Annotated in this window: 12 protein-coding genes; 3 read left to right on the top strand and 9 right to left on the bottom strand. The window is 36.3% G+C overall.

Features of this window, described 5'->3' with window-relative positions; genetic code table 11:
* Window positions 1–3: 3 nt before the first annotated feature.
* The 4 genes from EV197_RS02490 to EV197_RS02505 all read right to left on the bottom strand — a co-directional run bounded on the left by EV197_RS02490 (window position 4) and on the right by EV197_RS02505 (window position 5146).
* The gene (locus EV197_RS02490) at window positions 4–990 is read right to left on the bottom strand and encodes a hypothetical protein (protein WP_130285159.1); all 987 of its coding nucleotides are present in this window, start codon (window positions 988–990) and stop codon (window positions 4–6) included.
* A 2-nt stretch (window positions 991–992) separates the two neighbouring features.
* A complete protein-coding gene (locus EV197_RS02495; RefSeq protein WP_130285160.1) occupies window positions 993–2678 on the bottom strand; it encodes a DUF6909 family protein in 1686 nt (561 codons plus the stop codon).
* 74 nt (window positions 2679–2752) lie between these two features.
* Entirely contained in the window at window positions 2753–4249 is a 1497-nt protein-coding gene (locus tag EV197_RS02500) for a GH3 family acyl-acid amido synthetase (RefSeq protein WP_130285161.1), read from the bottom strand.
* 27 nt (window positions 4250–4276) lie between these two features.
* A complete protein-coding gene (locus EV197_RS02505; RefSeq protein WP_130285162.1) occupies window positions 4277–5146 on the bottom strand; it encodes a M23 family metallopeptidase in 870 nt (289 codons plus the stop codon).
* Between the two features lie 170 nt (window positions 5147–5316).
* Between EV197_RS02505 and tatA the strand changes: the two genes are divergently transcribed.
* Window positions 5317–5511, top strand: coding sequence for a twin-arginine translocase TatA/TatE family subunit (tatA, locus tag EV197_RS02510; protein WP_130285163.1), 195 nt, complete (start codon window positions 5317–5319; stop codon window positions 5509–5511).
* A 74-nt stretch (window positions 5512–5585) separates the two neighbouring features.
* On the opposite strand, the gene EV197_RS02515 is transcribed toward tatA, so the two are convergent.
* From EV197_RS02515 to EV197_RS02530, 4 genes are all read right to left on the bottom strand, one after another.
* Window positions 5586–7712 (bottom strand): Tex family protein, encoded by a 2127-nt coding sequence (locus EV197_RS02515; RefSeq protein ID WP_130285164.1) that lies wholly within the window; start codon window positions 7710–7712, stop codon window positions 5586–5588.
* A gap of 116 nt (window positions 7713–7828) precedes the next feature.
* Window positions 7829–8812, bottom strand: coding sequence for a DUF4837 family protein (locus tag EV197_RS02520; protein ID WP_130285165.1), 984 nt, complete (start codon window positions 8810–8812; stop codon window positions 7829–7831).
* A gap of 16 nt (window positions 8813–8828) precedes the next feature.
* Window positions 8829–10433, bottom strand: coding sequence for a lytic transglycosylase domain-containing protein (locus tag EV197_RS02525; protein WP_130285166.1), 1605 nt, complete (start codon window positions 10431–10433; stop codon window positions 8829–8831).
* A gap of 211 nt (window positions 10434–10644) precedes the next feature.
* Window positions 10645–11832: a phosphoglycerate kinase gene (locus EV197_RS02530; RefSeq protein ID WP_130285167.1), complete on the bottom strand. Its 1188-nt coding sequence runs from the start codon at window positions 11830–11832 to the stop codon at window positions 10645–10647.
* Between the two features lie 218 nt (window positions 11833–12050).
* On the opposite strand from EV197_RS02530, the gene EV197_RS02535 reads away from it, so the two are divergent.
* Both EV197_RS02535 and EV197_RS02540 read left to right on the top strand, forming a co-directional pair.
* The gene (locus tag EV197_RS02535; RefSeq protein ID WP_130285168.1) at window positions 12051–13211 is read left to right on the top strand and encodes a DNA polymerase III subunit; all 1161 of its coding nucleotides are present in this window, start codon (window positions 12051–12053) and stop codon (window positions 13209–13211) included.
* Entirely contained in the window at window positions 13201–13644 is a 444-nt protein-coding gene (locus EV197_RS02540; protein ID WP_242610679.1) for a DoxX family protein, read from the top strand. The genes EV197_RS02535 and EV197_RS02540 overlap by 11 nt, the downstream gene beginning before the upstream one ends.
* Window positions 13645–13700: 56 nt before the next feature.
* On the opposite strand, the gene EV197_RS02545 is transcribed toward EV197_RS02540, so the two are convergent.
* A complete protein-coding gene (locus EV197_RS02545; RefSeq protein WP_130285169.1) occupies window positions 13701–14663 on the bottom strand; it encodes a PorP/SprF family type IX secretion system membrane protein in 963 nt (320 codons plus the stop codon).
* Window positions 14664–14678: the final 15 nt, after the last annotated feature.

The following is a 14678-nucleotide window of genomic DNA, read 5'->3' on the forward strand; positions in this document are numbered from 1 at the left end:
TTGCTAATTGTTTAATCTATGCTCCATTTTTTTGTAAGAAAAGAAAAATAAATAACATAGGGAAACCACAATACATAAACCAACTGGTACAAGTACAACCCATTTTTTATAAACCTTTTTGTCCAGGGTTACAACTCCTGTATTGTCAACGACATTGAACGGTTTATTTGTTAGTCTAATTTTTTGTTGGTTTTTTGCTATCGCATTGAGCAGAGCCGTTTTCTGCTTCAATAAACCCGCAATGGTTGGGGTGTCAGAATCATCAGTAATCACTACCGTCTTTTCCTTATTTTGCGAAGATTCACTATTAATTTTGTTAAGGTAGTTGTCGATAAAGTTTAGAGATGCTTTATTACTTACCAATTCCTCTTCTGCCTGCTGTACTTCTAACTGCGTCTCTTTACTAAAGTGATTATTGTTCAATAAATGATCCAAAATCTTTTTTGTAATCAGACCGTTATATTCTTTAACCTCATTAAAGGTAATTTGTATTTGATGGTATTTGTAAAAAGGAATAAACTTATCGTCGGCCAATTCATTTACGGAATAATCCTGAATGGTATACAAAAAACCGTTATCCTGATAGTTATTATGCAATTTGTCAAATACATCTTCAATAGCTACGATTGGAGTTATTTCAACTTTTTTTATGTTTTCACTCCAGGTTGGCTGTATCCCTAACTGACGCGCATACTGTTCATCCCCTAATCTACTGGAAAGATTTTCAAAAAAATTATAAACATACAGCGCTGTTTCGTTTTGTGGTTGTATGACTACTTTTTGGGTAATCTCCACATCACCAAATTGTTTATCCAGAAAAAATCCTACTATCGCTCCTAAAATGATGAGACTACCAAATAGTATAACCCGCTTAATAAAAAACTGGATAATAGCCACTAAGGCGGATAAAACCGCATTAAATAAAGATTTTATTGGACTGAAAAGCTGTTTTAGATAGATTTCGTCATCCTTTTGTGGTGTTTGACTCATATTTAGCTAAATATTTGTTCTATAATTTTTTCGGTGATTAAGTACGTTGGTTTAACCCCTGTAGTCCCTAAACCACCTGATGCCAAGGTGCTTCCTGTTTCCAATGGGTTGTCCGATGCGTAATAGGCATATCGTACCTTAACTTTAGCACTGATACTACCTCTTAGTTTTGAAGCCGCCTGAATGGCCTTTTGATAATGTGCTCCTTCCATCTCCAAACCTATGACATTCCAGGTAGAATCGTGAAAAAATTTCAAAATATCTCTATTTTGAAGTGAAGTTCCTAAAACAGTAATCATTGACCCGTCATATACTTTGATGCCATTACCCTCAAGGTCCTTTTTCTTTAATTCGTTTTTAAACGGATAATTATCTGCTGTACCCTCAAAAACGTGTGCCGATGGAATCATAATATCGCCCTTTCCGCCTTCTAATATACCTGCTTTACCCATAACAGAAACAGATTTGACATTGATATATTTTTTATTATCAGTGGAATCTGTAAAGGGTTTTAATAGTTCATCCATAGTTTCATATGCTTGCTCCCCAAAGGCGTAATCCATAACCATTAAAACAGGTTTTTCTTCGATCGAAGTATTTTGACTTAATTCCGCCCAAGGTCCCTCATATTGAGCAGTGTCAAATATCTGAACATTGATGTTAGCTCCACTTTGATCTTCGATAAAGTACATACCTTTGCTCATAGCTACTTTTTCTACTTTACTTCGTAATTTAGTATTCCCGGAATTACTAAGTTGTTCGTAGATTTCGAAGCGATTTTTATTTTTTAATTCTGTTCTTAGTGCTATAGGAGTATATAGTGTGTTCATTACACTATGCATGTTGGCACTGATAATATGTAATGGTCGTTCCAGAAGATTAAGGTCTATTAACTTTTTCTTTATGGTATTTGCCCATTGTTCTCCGTGAATATGGTGACCCAATCGTTCTCTAAGTACTGGACTAAACGTTACAATTCTCTTATTGTCTTTTATAGACTCTTCTATGGCTAACTTGCCGAGCCAATAAATAATATGCAAAAAACGTTCTTTATTTTCTGGACAAGAAAAGTTGCTGTATACCGCTGAAACCTCTTTGAATGTTCTTCCTAAAATATTGGCTGTATGCGTAAGCGCTATTTCGCGCTCCGCTTGGTTTAAATCTTTTTGTACGGTTACTGCTTTTTCCAACTTTTCCCAATCACGGGTGACATTACCTTGTTCATTGATAATTACCCTTCTCATTATTTTATGAGACTCTATAAAAAGAAAAGTTAGGTGCGTTAAAATATCATAGATCTCGGATCGCCCTCTTGTTATTTCAATATTCATTTGTTCCTCATCGATGCGATAACAGTTTCGTCTTCGTTTTGGAGGTACAATAGCTTTGAAATGAGAGTCCTTATATCCCTCATCACTGGTTAAATTAATAAATCTGCATTCTTCAATACCGTATGGTAAGCGATCTATGACATATAGCAATCCACTTAGCTCCACTTTTTCTTCTGCGATCGAACCATAAATTTCTGGTCGGAGGGTAAGTAAGCCTTCGCGTAAGGTTTCGCCAGAAACACCCATAGGCTTATAAAATCCACGATTGAATAAATGACGCATGGTAATGTACATTCGTTCTATAGCACTAGAACTTTCCTGAGCGCGGGTTCTCCCTTGTAGTATTAAATTTGCCATTTGTTTTTCTCCACAAAGATATAGAAAAGAATTTAGACCCAGTATTTGCTTACTGTAAGCTAATTTTTAATTTATTATAAAAACATCTTCGTTAATTGGTCTGCAATTTTTCTGTCATTAGACAAACGCGGTAGTTTATTTTGCCCTCCCAATTTTCCAATAGATTTCATATACTGCTGAAAACCTTCTTTTGGTATGTTAGCTATTTTAAGAGGTTGCAGTACCTTTCCTTCTAATAAGTCTTTGTAGTAACTATTTTGTTCACTAAGAAATTGATCAATATACCTTGCAAAAGTATCTAAGTCCTTTGGCTGTTCCTTAAACTCAATAAACCACTCGTGATAGGGTAATTCTCCATCAGTCGGATTTATTTGAGGTGCCACAGTAAACTCATTAATCGCAGCTCCACATGCTTCTGCTGCTTCTTTTATAGCCTGTTCTACTTCTTTGCCGATAACATGCTCTCCAAAAGCAGAAATAAAATGCTTTATTCTTCCTGAAACGATCAATCTAAATGGCTTTGTACAGGTAAACATTACCGTATCACCAATATTATATGCCCACAAACCAGCATTAGTGGAAATTAACATTACATAATTAACACCAACTTTGACATCTTTGATCGTTATTCGTTTTGGATTATCTTCAAAAAACTCATCTGCTTTTACAAATTCATAAAACATGCCAGAGTTTAGCTGCAATAACATCCCTTTTTCGTCCTGACTATCCTGAAAAGCAAAAAAACCTTCAGAAGCCGGGTATAATTCAATACTAGCTACTTTTCTACCAATTAGTTTTTCAAAAGTTGCACGATAAGGAGCATAGTTAACTCCTCCATAAATAAACAGCTCAAAATTTTTGAACAATTCGCCAATAGGTTTGCCTGTTCTTTCCTTAAGCTTTTCAAAGTACATTTGTACCCAGGGTGGAATACCACTGATGACCGTCATATTCTCATCCACAGTTTCTTCTACAATAGCATCTACCTTCTTTTCCCAGTCTTCAATACAATTAGTTTCCCAACTTGGCATTCTATTGCGCTGTAAGTACTGGGGAACATAATGGGCAACAATACCTGAAAGTCTTCCTAACTGAATTCCATTTTTTTCTTGCATCAATGGACTACCTTGCAGAAATATCATTTTGCCATCTACAAAACCAGTTTTTCCAGTCTCTGCAATATAACATAGTATAGCATTTCGTGCAGCGGCGATATGATAGGGTATGGAATCTTTAGTTAAAGGTATATACTTAGCGCCACTTGTAGTTCCTGAGGTCTTAGCAAAATATAAGGGTTTACCTGGCCATAAAACATCTGCTTTCCCTTCTACTACTTGATTTACATATGGTTTAAGCGCCTCATAATCACGTATTGGAACATTCGTTACAAATGAATTATGATCTGTAATTTCACTGAAATTATGGTCCTTGCCAAAGGTGGTGTGTTTTGCTTTTGCGATTAAATCTTGAAATACCTTTTGTTGTGTTGCTATAGGATCTGAAGACCATTTTGAGATCTTCCGTTGTACATAATTAGCAAAAATCTTAGCAGCAAAACTTTTTAGCGACATTGGTGATCAAGAGTTTAATTTGAAAAGCTATTCAAAATCAATAAAATTTGTAGGGTCTGTAGGGTAACCATTACGCCACAACTCAAAGTGAAGGTGGGGTCCGGTAGAAAGTTCTCCTGTTGATCCTGCAGTAGCTATTACTTCTCCGGCTTTAACTTTCTCTCCCTGACGTTTGGTCAATGATGAGTTATGTTTATATACTGTGATAATATCATTACCGTGTTCCACTATTATGACGTGACCTGTATCTGCGGTCCATTCAGCCAATAGTACAGTTCCTGAGGCTGCGGATTTTATCGGTGCATCCTTAGGTACTGCTACATCAATTCCAAAATGTTTTTCATTAACATCAAAACCAGAGGTTATGGTTCCCTCCACTGGTGGAAACCAACTAAAATCGGCTACGGTTTTATCTCCGCTAAACAAACTGTATTTATCTTCTCTTGCCACCTCTTCTCTTAACTGAATATCTGCTTCAGATGGACTTAAGTCTACCTCTTCAGGGTTTAGTTTTTGCGATTGAATGGCAGAATCGATATCAAACTCTACCGTTTTCACATCTCCGGTCAATACTTTAAGAATTGAATTGTAATAGGTTTGATTGACACGCATCACTTGATTTAGGGAATCCGTAGTAGATTCGAGCTTAGCCGCTTTCAGATTTAATGAAGTGGATGAATATCCGGGAATATATTCTCTCAATGGGGTAAACGCAATCAATATCGTTGTAAATGCAATAAGAAATATCCCAGTAATACTAACGATTACAAAAACATTGAGCCTGTTTAATTTAAAAGAAACACGCTCCTCAAAAGTATCTTCATTAAGAATAACCAATCGGTACTTATTCAGTAACTTTTTAGCAATTCTCTTTTGTTCTTTTTTCTTCTTACCCATAATAAAACGTTACGCAAATATACAGATAATCCTTTTTACTGTTTATAACGAAATAAATAATAGTTTATGGCAACTAAATCCAATAAAAAAGCATACTACGCTTTATTTTTAACAGTAAAAAAAACGTATTAATGATATTCTTAGTAACTTTGTATTTTAAATTAAAGATTATGATGTCACTTAACATAATACTAGGAATGTTTGGACCTTGGCAAATCGCGCTTATCGTAGTGGTGGTTTTGTTATTATTTGGAGGTAAAAAGATACCTGAATTAATGAGAGGATTAGGAAGCGGTATTAAAGAATTTAAAGATGCTTCTAAGGATGAAGAGGAGGATAATGCCAAGATTGACGACAAGAAATAAATAAATTATACTTCTTATTTAAAAACCCGTTTGTATACAAACGGGTTTTTTATTTTATCTAATTAGATAGCTAACTAATCAATTAAGGATAGCTGAATTCTTTTCCTACTTAAATCTACCCCCACCACTGTAACCATTACTTGCTGATTTAGCTTTACTACCGAATTAACATCACTTATAAATTCATTGGCTAATTTAGAGATATGAATCAAGCCACTTTCTTTGATCCCTATATCCACAAAACACCCAAAATTGGTAATATTATTCACCAGTCCCGGTAATTTCATTCCTGCTTTTAAATCTTCAATGGTTTTTATGTTTGGATCAAACTCAAAAACGCTTGCTGTTGTTCTTGGGTCAACCCCTGGTTTGTTAAGCTCCTTCAAAATATCCTTTAGAGTTGGTAGACCAACCTCTTCATTGATGTATGTATCAATTTTAATTTCGTTTATTGCTTTTTTGTTACCAATAAGCGCTTGCAAACTTACCCCTGCATCCTTTGCCATCTTAGCTACCAATTTATAACGCTCCGGATGAACAGCTGAATTATCTAAGGGATTATCTGGCGCTGTTATTCGTAGAAAGGCTGCGGCTTGCTCAAATGCTTTACCCCCTAAGCGCGGTACTTTCTTTAGTTCTTCTCTTGATTGTAATGGGCCATTCTCCGAGCGATATGCAACAATATTTTCTGCGAGCTTTTCACCTATACCTGATACGTAGCTCAATAACGGTACACTTGCGGTGTTTACATTAATCCCTACGCTATTTACACAACTCATTACCACAGTATCCAACTCTTGCTTTAATTTAGTCTGATCGACATCGTGTTGATACTGACCTACGCCAATAGATTTTGGATCTATTTTGACCAATTCGGCCAAGGGATCTGCTAAACGCCTACCTATGGATACAGCGCCTCTAACGGTAACATCATAATTTGGGAATTCTGCTCTGGCGATTTTTGAAGCCGAATATACAGATGCACCACTTTCATTAACCATAAATACCTGCAAATCTCTATCAAAAGGAATTTTTTTCACAAAAAACTCCGTTTCCCTGGCAGCTGTGCCGTTACCTATAGCAATCGCCTCAATATTATAAGCATTTACTAAGGATTTTACCTTTTTAATCGCATTGGTAACCTCACGCTGTGGCGGGTGAGGATATATATTTTCATTATGCAGCAAATCTCCTTGCTCTGATAAGCAAACCAGCTTACAACCTGATTTAAATCCAGGATCCAGTGCTAAGATTCTTTTTTCACCTAAAGGAGAAGCCAACAATAATTGTTTCAAATTATCCGCAAATACCTTGATCGCGGCTTCATCAGCTCTTTCTTTGGCTTCATTGAGCACTTCATTAGATATTGCCGGATCCAGTAATCGTTTATAAGCATCGGCTATGGCCATAAACATTTGATCTGTACAAGGCTCCACATTAGTTTTTATCATAACCTCATCGATAATATCCAATGCGTCATCCTGAGGTACTTCTATTTTAAACCGAATACATTTCTCTTTTTCAGCTCTTAAAATAGCCAACAGCCGGTGTGATGGTATTTTTTGCAAAGGTTCCGACCAATCAAAATACTGTTGGTATTTCTGGGCTTCTTCAGTATCTTTTTTTGTTTTAACCACCACTGTATTAATAGCGGCCTTTCGCTGATATAACCGTCTTAATCTATTTCTTACTTTTTGATCTTCATTGATCCATTCTGCAATAATATCTCGTGCTCCTTGTAAAGCTTGCTCTTCGTTAGTCACCTCATCGGTGATATATTGAGACGCTATGTATCCTATTTCCTCTTCGCGTTGCTCCCATATAACCTTTGCTAAGGGTTCTAATCCTAACTCTTTGGCCACCGTAGCCTTGGTTTTCTTTTTCTTTTTATAAGGCAAGTATAAATCTTCAACCTCAGTTAGCGTAATTGCTTTAAGAATCTTTTGTTCTAATTCTGGTGTTAAGGCTTCTTGTTCTTTTATGCTTTCTAAAACAGACTGTTTTCTTTTTTCTAAAGCTTCAAACGCGGATTTATGCTTTACGATTTCTCCAATTGCTACTTCATCCAAGTCTCCTGTCATTTCCTTCCGATATCTGGAAATAAAAGGTACTGTAGCTCCTTCGTCTAAGAGATTAACTGTATTATGGATTTGTTTCTCCGTTACTGGTAGTTGATTGGCGATGTAGGAAATTAAATTCATTACAATAGCATTTTTTGGGCGTTAAATATACTGGATTATAGCTAAACAAATAGCTTTGTAGCAAGCGAAAAGCTCCCAACCTTAGGTTAGGAGCTTTTGTATATTTATTTGGTTTTTTATTTAAAAGAAAGCGTTTCTATGATAGCTTCGAGCTCAAACATATTATCGCGCTTATACGTTGATGGGGCAAATACAAAGCCTTCTACCACCACGTATCTATTATTCTTTTTATCTTCTATAGCATAATTGACGAAAGGACCCGCCATAAATCGATCTTTGATCTCCCAGGTCCCTTTAGTTTCATAGGTAAACCTGTCATCTATTGTAATTTGGTATAAATAAGGAGCATATGCCTCTTCGGTAATGAAGTTACCCGAGTCAGTCGGTATTTTTTTACTACCTACAGAATCTCTCATTTTGATGATACTACCAATGGTATTCGAATCCTTTTGTATGGTTTGTAACGGCACTTCATAGATCATAATATTCATGCTACCGTGTTCGATATCTTTTCGGACCCAAAAAAAGTCTTCCTCCTCAATTGCTATTCTATAGGCAGAGGGTATATCCATGGTGATACCCATTTTTTCTTCTAATTGTGGGATTTTCTCCAAAGATTTTTTAATTCTACTTTGCTTTTCAGCCAGTTCAATATTTTTAAACCTGGTAATAATTTTAGCCGCATTTTTGCGTAATACCGAAGCTATTTCTTCATCCGTTTCTCCTGTAACAACAAATCCAATTTGTGGATTGGCGTACTTGTTCTCTAGTACTTGAAAACCTTTAGTACTTCCTTTATGTACCTTTAAAAAGGTTCGGTTTTTAGTAGCAAAACCCGTGAATGTTTTTTCTGGCATTTGTCGTAATGAAAACAAGGGTTCCTCTTGGGGTAGCCCTGGAACCTCTGCTGCAAGATATTTTCGAATAGTATCTCCAATATTTCCTTTCCATAGCCGTGGATCAATGACTACAGAAACTTCGTTAATTTTACCTACGGATTTGGCCATAGCCATCACAGGTCGGCTTGTTTTATCTTTTTTTTCGTTTTTACAACCGATTAATAAGGCTGCACAACAGACTACTAGAATTATTTTTTTCATATGCTTTGCTTAGTGATTAGGACTTAGATATTCTAAGTTTCATTCCTGGTTTTATTCCACTACCACTAATATCGTTCCAAATTTTAAGTTTTTCTACCGTAACGCCCTTAAATTTTTGTGAAATGCTCCAAAGGGTGTCTCCTACCTTCACAGTGTATGTTTCAAAATTCTTAGGGTCAATTGGAGTAGTTGGCTTGTTTGTAGGTTTAGTAGGCTTCTGAACATCGACTACTGGTCTTCTTGGATAAATGGTAAGGCGTTGGCCGATTCTTAAATTATCATTACGCATTCCATTCCATCGTCTTATTTGACTTACCCGAACGCCAAACTTCCGCGCAATTCTACCAAGATAATCTCCGCTACGCACACGATAACGGATTCTGTCGTTCGCTTCAAAATACTGTGGTAGTGGCTTTTCCCTTTTATCAAATTCCGCTTTAGCCAATTCATATACCTTTTCTTCATTGGCTACAAAAGCTCCTACTTTTTCTCTTGGTAAGCGCAATACATAATTTTCGTCCTCAATGTAGGGTATGATATCTAATTTATAGGATGGATTGAGAAATTGTAATTCTTCAATATCAATCTCCATATATTCTGACACCTGATCTAAAGTAATCATTTGCTTCACCTTTATGGTGTCAGTTTCAAAATAGGTAAATTCTGGCCTTCTAGGTTTTAAACCGTGTTCTTCTGCATATTCAAAAATATACATGGTAGCTAAAAAAGCCGGTAAGTACCCCGCGGTTTCTCTTGGTAGATTATGTCTTATGTTCCAATAATTGGTATAACCACCACTTCGTCTAATGGCTTTAGTTACATTACCCGGTCCAGAATTGTATGAAGCTAATGCCAAATCCCAATCGCCAAACATCTGATACAGCTTCGCTAAATACCTGCAAGCCGCTTTGGTTGCCATTATAGGATCCATACGCTCATCCACATAAGAACTAACCTCAAGCCCATACATTTTACCAGTACCAAACATAAATTGCCACAGTCCCGTGGCACCAACTCTGGATTTAGCTCTTGGCTTTAACGCAGATTCTACAATCGCTAAATATTTAATTTCTAAAGGAATATCTTGATTGTCTAATTCTTGTTCAAACAAAGGAAAATAAAAATCGCTCAATCCTATTAATCGTTCTAAGTGCTCGTGCCTGTTTTTAAGGTAGTTTTTGATCACACTTTCTAAAGAAGGATTATATGCTACATTAAACGGTGTTCTAGCATTCAATTTTTCTAATCTAGCCTTCAAGGTGTCTGTGGGTAAATCCTTATATTCCACAGGCTCGTAATCCAATTCTGTAACAGATTTATAGATGGTATCAAATAGATGCGTGCTGTATAGCTCTTCTTTCCATAAGGAATCCAGAGCTGCCATTTGAGGATGATCTCGCTTTAAAAACGCTAAACTATCTTTAGGATTTTGAGCTAATTTCGTTATATTTTGTAACTCCTTATTTGCAATCGATGCTGTTTTATCCTTACTAGACTGTTCCTTTATTGTTAAGCTATCTTTACTAGTAATAGCATTGTTAAGTTCAGATATCGTATCCTGTGCAAACACCATAGCCCCCCAACTTAAAAAAGCGAAAATTAATAACCCTCTTTTATTCATAACCTATTGTAATAAATTAATGCTTAACAATTTAATTTCTATGGTTGCTGTCAATTGAAGGTGTGCACAATGCATCCCTTCACACCTACCATAAACAGTTCTTGCGAAAATCGCACTTTTTTTCTAAATCACAAAGATGATTATTAGAAAAAGTGATTAAAAAAACCAGCATAAATAGCTGGTTTTTAATTATTTAAATAAGAATATATTCTTAATTCTGAATTGCAGCAATACCTGGCAAGGTTTTGCCCTCTAAACTTTCTAACATTGCGCCTCCTCCTGTTGAGACATAACTTACCTTATCTTCAAAACCAAACTGTTTCACAGCGGCTACTGAATCTCCACCACCTACTAACGAAAACGCACCATTTTCAGTGGCTTCAGCAATAAATTCACCTAAAGCAATAGTTCCTTTGGCAAAACTTTCCATTTCAAAAACACCCAGGGGACCATTCCATAAAATAGTTTTGGATTCCAATACCACCTTTTTGAAATTTTCTAAGGTTTTTGGTCCCACATCAAGCCCTTGCCAACCATTAGGAATCAGATTTACATCCATAATTTCGGTATTCGCTTTGTCATTGAATGCATCCGCCCCAATAACATCGACTGGAAGATGGACCGTTACTCCTTTCGCCTCAGCTTGTTTTAAGATATTTAAAGCCAGTTCCTGCTTGTCATCTTCGCAAATAGAATCGCCTATCTGACCGCCCTGAGCTTTTATAAAGGTATAGGTCATTCCCCCACCGATAATTAAGTGATCTACTTTATCTAAGATGTTTTCAATTATTGTAATTTTTGAAGAAACCTTTGATCCACCTAAAATCGCGGTTACTGGTTTTTCTCCGCTTTTTAAAACCTTATTAATGCTTTCTATTTCCTTGGCTAAAAGCGCTCCAAAGCACTTTTTCCCTTCAAAAAACTGAGCAACTATAGTCGTGGAAGCGTGTGCACGGTGTGCTGTACCAAAAGCATCATTGACGTAGATGTCACCAAGGAGCGCTAATTGCTTCGCAAAACCTTCATCTCCATTCGTTTCCTCTTTATAAAATCGCAAGTTTTCAATTAACATAACTTCTCCTGGTTCCAACGCAGCAGCAGCTTCTTCCACTTCATTACCGACACAATCTTCGACAAATTTTACCTGTACTCCCAAAATGGTAGACACCTCCTCAACAATATGACGTAACGAAAACTCATCTTGTTTCCCATTTGGTCTCCCTAAATGAGACATTAACACGGCACTTCCGCCGTCCTCAAGTACTTTAATGATCGTAGGCTTTGCCGCTTGGATTCTGGTGTCATCCGTAACGTCAAAATTCTCGTTTAACGGAACATTAAAATCTACACGTATTAGCGCCTTCTTATCTTCAAAATTAAAATCGTTGATCGTTTTCATGATTGTTATATCCTTTTATGCATAACGAAAATAATTGTATTTAAAGAGAAAATCACATATCTAACCCATAAAATTACTTATCAAAGTAAGATTTATATCTTTTTTAGGAAATGACCGGATGTATCAAAATATCCATAACACCATTCCATATCCTCTTGATTTTTTCCGAATATTGGATACTACTCCTTTTCTTTGAATCGTAACAATTATATTTGCTTATGCTTTTTCAACAGATTTTAGGTTTACCCCATATCAAAAGTTATCTTACCACTAGCGCAGACCGTGGCAGAATACCGCACGCTCAACTATTTGTAGGTACAAGCGGAAGCGGTACCTTACCCATGGCTATTGCGTATGCACAGTATATATTATGTGCTAATGAAGCCGGGGAAAATACCGGTGGCAAACAAGCCTGTAATACAAAATTTGAACATTTATCTCATCCTGACTTACATTTTGCTTATCCTGTAGCTACCAATGATAAAGTTAAAAAGCATCCCACTTCAGACGCCTTCGCAGAGGAATGGCGCGCTTTCGTGAAAAAAAATCCATATGGAAATATCTTTGATTGGTACGTGTCGCTAGGGATTGAAAATAAACAAGGTCAGATCGGTGTAGATGAAGCCCAAGATATTGTAAAAAAGCTTTCTTTAAAAAGTTATGAAGGGGGGTATAAAATTATGCTGATATGGATGGCTCACAAAATGAATACCTCAGCCTCTAATAAACTGTTGAAATTGATCGAAGAGCCACCAGAAAAGACCATTTTTATTCTTATTACTGAAGAAGAAGAGCAAATTATACAGACCATTCGTTCTCGTTGTCAAGTGCTACATTTTCCACCTTTAGGGGAAGAAGTCATTCAACAAGAGCTTATGGTTACCCACGGCATACCCGAAAATGAAGCCTTAAAAATTGCGCATCAAGCGAATGGTAACTACAATAAGGCGCTGCATCTATTACATCATGATGGTGGAGACGAACAATTTGAAGACTGGTTTATTCAGTGGGTACGCACTGCTTTTAAAGCTAAAGGAAACAAAAGCGCCATCAATGATCTTATTGTATGGAGCGAATCCATAGCCGCTACCGGACGAGAAACCCAAAAACAATTTTTATCCTATTGTATCGATTTTTTTAGACAAGCCATGCTATTAAACTATAAAGCGGATGCTCTTGTGTTTTTAGAACCTAAAACAGCAGGGTTTCAATTGGAAAAATTTGCACCATTTGTTCACGACACCAATATCATAGCGATTATCACTGAGCTGCAAGACGCTATGTATCATATTGAAAGAAATGGAAACGCAAAAATTATTCTAACTGATTTGTCGATAAAATTAACCCGCTTATTGCATAAAAAAAGCAATGCAACTTAAACTCCCTTATAAAACTCACATACACAACATCATGATTGAAAACTTTACAGATAACATCGTTGCAATTACAATTCTACTTTTTGTACTTATTACCTTTTTACAATCGGGTATTGATAAAATCAGTGATTGGAAAGGAAATATAAGCTGGTTGACCGACCATTTTGCGTCTACTTTTCTTGCAGCAATGGTACCCCTGGCCTTATTCATCATTTTGATAACGGAGCTCATTGCAGGTTTACTGGCAATTATCGGCATTTACTATCTCTTATCTGATAATAGTACTGGAGTAGCTATCAGCGCTATGTTTATCTCTTGTGTTACTTTATTATTGCTATTATTCGGTCAACGAATTGCAAAAGATTATCAAGGAGCGCTCACCATTACTTGTTACTTTATCGTTACTATCTTTGGTTTATACGTACTTACGGCATAAAAAAAGGAGCGAAAATCGCTCCTTTTAGTTTAATCTTATATGTCTCTACGTATAACTTAGTACGTACATCCACATTTACTTTGTCTACACGCAAAATCAAACCCTAAGGTTATCATGTGAGAACCAGCCGCTGTAGTTGGTTGAAAAACTTCGTTCACATTAACCTGATAGCCATAGGCCACATAAAAATTCTCCTTTTTAATACCAATCATAGGCGATACCGAAAGTGGTTTAAAATCTTGATCTACTATAGAACGCATAGATACCCCTCCCCATATATAATCTCCACGTTTTAATAGTTTACGAACTTTAAGGTTCATATCCGTTGTAGAACGTCCATCACCGGCGAAGTTTTGGTATAAAATAGAGGGTTCAATTTCCATATCACTAAACCTATGGTAGAACGTATAACCCGTATATACATAGTAATTCTGTATTACGTTAGGCTCAGTAGGGTTAAAGTCATCTAACTGCTTTTTTAACAAGTTAATCGCATTAGCACTGATAAAAAATCTTCCTAATCGATATAAAAATCCGATATCAAAGTTAGAGTTGTTTACCGATACATTTGATAACCCTGGATTAATTGGGTTATCTGGATTACCATCATTAAAACTTTGAGCATCAATTCCAAACTGCGTAAACTTATAACTGATACCAAAGGATAAATATTGATTACTCCATTCATCCAATGTTAAATGGTGCGCAAATGACAATTGAAACCCCTTTTGCGAGGTAAAACCATTCTCATCATTATATAAGATAGCACCTACCCCAGAGCGATCGGATATCCTACCGTCTATCGATAAGGATTGTGTACCTGGAGAATCTTCGATGTTTACCCACTGTTCAAAGCCTACACCTCGGATTTGCCAGCAATCACCGATCCCTGCATAAGCAGAAGAAATCAGGTATGGATTATCTGCTATGTATTGGTTTTGCACAGGATTCAAAAACTCCTGCGCTACACTGCTATAGCTCCCTACCAAAAGACTGATTATAATTATATACCTTTTCATCAATTTTTTAATTTC

Source organism: Aquimarina brevivitae (genome assembly GCF_004216895.1).
Lineage (GTDB): Bacteria > Bacteroidota > Bacteroidia > Flavobacteriales > Flavobacteriaceae > Aquimarina > Aquimarina brevivitae.

Bases quoted from the DNA above. Each gene is read 5' to 3' on its own strand.
- EV197_RS02530 (WP_130285167.1), bottom strand. From the start codon at position 11,832: ATGAAAACGATCAACGATTTTAATTTTGAAGATAAGAAGGCGCTAATA.
- EV197_RS02520 (WP_130285165.1), bottom strand. From the start codon at position 8,812: ATGAAAAAAATAATTCTAGTAGTCTGTTGTGCAGCCTTATTAATCGGT.
- EV197_RS02500 (WP_130285161.1), bottom strand. From the start codon at position 4,249: ATGTCGCTAAAAAGTTTTGCTGCTAAGATTTTTGCTAATTATGTACAA.
- EV197_RS02540 (WP_242610679.1), top strand. From the start codon at position 13,201: ATGCAACTTAAACTCCCTTATAAAACTCACATACACAACATCATGATT.
- EV197_RS02490 (WP_130285159.1), bottom strand. From the start codon at position 990: ATGAGTCAAACACCACAAAAGGATGACGAAATCTATCTAAAACAGCTT.
- EV197_RS02525 (WP_130285166.1), bottom strand. From the start codon at position 10,433: ATGAATAAAAGAGGGTTATTAATTTTCGCTTTTTTAAGTTGGGGGGCT.
- EV197_RS02515 (WP_130285164.1), bottom strand. From the start codon at position 7,712: ATGAATTTAATTTCCTACATCGCCAATCAACTACCAGTAACGGAGAAA.
- EV197_RS02505 (WP_130285162.1), bottom strand. From the start codon at position 5,146: ATGGGTAAGAAGAAAAAAGAACAAAAGAGAATTGCTAAAAAGTTACTG.
- tatA (WP_130285163.1), top strand. From the start codon at position 5,317: ATGATGTCACTTAACATAATACTAGGAATGTTTGGACCTTGGCAAATC.
- EV197_RS02545 (WP_130285169.1), bottom strand. From the start codon at position 14,663: ATGAAAAGGTATATAATTATAATCAGTCTTTTGGTAGGGAGCTATAGC.
- EV197_RS02495 (WP_130285160.1), bottom strand. From the start codon at position 2,678: ATGGCAAATTTAATACTACAAGGGAGAACCCGCGCTCAGGAAAGTTCT.
- EV197_RS02535 (WP_130285168.1), top strand. From the start codon at position 12,051: ATGCTTTTTCAACAGATTTTAGGTTTACCCCATATCAAAAGTTATCTT.